This is a genomic window from Streptomyces sp. NPDC051909, from assembly GCF_040681095.1.
Taxonomy (GTDB): domain Bacteria; phylum Actinomycetota; class Actinomycetes; order Streptomycetales; family Streptomycetaceae; genus Streptomyces.
In genome coordinates this window covers 1-1,142 of the sequence record NZ_JBFAYA010000087.1, presented here as the reverse complement: position 1 = coordinate 1,142, position 1,142 = coordinate 1, and the positions used below count along the sequence as shown (strand labels likewise).

Genomic DNA, 1,142 nt, shown 5'->3' with positions numbered 1-1,142 from the left:
TTCGATCTGTATCGTCCGTCGGAGGAGCACGAGATGCTCCGGGAGACGGTCCGTGCGCTGGCGGAGGCGAAGATCACGCCGTTCGCGGCCGCGGTGGACGAGGAGGGCCGCTTCCCGCAGGAGGCCCTGGACGCGCTGGTGGCCGCCGACCTGCACGCGGTGCACGTCCCCGAGACCTACGGCGGTGCCGGCGCCGACGCGCTCGCCACCGTGATCGTGATCGAGGAGGTCGCCCGCGCCTGCGGCTCCTCCTCCCTGATCCCGGCCGTGAACAAGCTCGGCTCGCTCCCGGTCATCCTGTCCGGCTCCGAGGACCTCAAGCACAGGTACCTCGGCCCGCTCGCCAAGGGCGACGCGATGTTCTCCTACTGCCTGTCCGAGCCCGACGCCGGCTCCGACGCCGCCGGCATGAAGACCCGCGCCGTGCGCGACGGCGACTTCTGGGTGCTCAACGGTGTGAAGCGGTGGATCACCAACGCCGGCGTGTCCGAGTACTACACCGTCATGGCCGTCACCGACCCGGACAAGCGCTCCAAGGGCATCTCCGCCTTCGTCGTCGAGAAGGGCGACGAGGGCGTCTCCTTCGGCGCGCCGGAGAAGAAGCTCGGCATCAAGGGCTCCCCGACCCGCGAGGTCTACCTCGACAACGTCCGCATCCCCGCGGACCGGATGATCGGCGCCGAGGGCACCGGCTTCGCCACCGCGATGAAGACCCTCGACCACACCCGCATCACCATCGCCGCCCAGGCCCTCGGCATCGCCCAGGGCGCCCTCGACTACGCCAAGGGCTACGTCAAGGAGCGCAAGCAGTTCGGCAAGCCCATCGCCGACTTCCAGGGCGTGCAGTTCATGCTCGCCGACATGGCCATGAAGCTCGAAGCCGCCCGCCAGCTCACCTACGCCGCCGCCGCGAAGAGCGAGCGGGTCGACGGCGACCTCACCTTCTTCGGCGCCGCCGCCAAGTGCTTCGCCTCCGACGTCGCCATGGAGGTCACCACCGACGCCGTCCAGCTCCTCGGCGGCTACGGCTACACCCGCGACTACCCCGTCGAACGCATGATGCGCGACGCCAAGATCACCCAGATCTACGAAGGCACCAACCAGGTCCAGCGCATCGTCATGGCCCGCAACCTCCCGTAATC

At 69.2% G+C, this 1,142-nt stretch carries 1 protein-coding gene; it reads left to right on the top strand.

The genetic code is table 11. The annotated features are described in order from the left end of the window. A partial coding sequence (locus AB0M18_RS36635; protein WP_365765733.1) for an acyl-CoA dehydrogenase family protein occupies nucleotides 1–1,140 on the top strand: 1,140 nt, incomplete at its 5' end. Nucleotides 1,141–1,142: the final 2 nt, after the last annotated feature.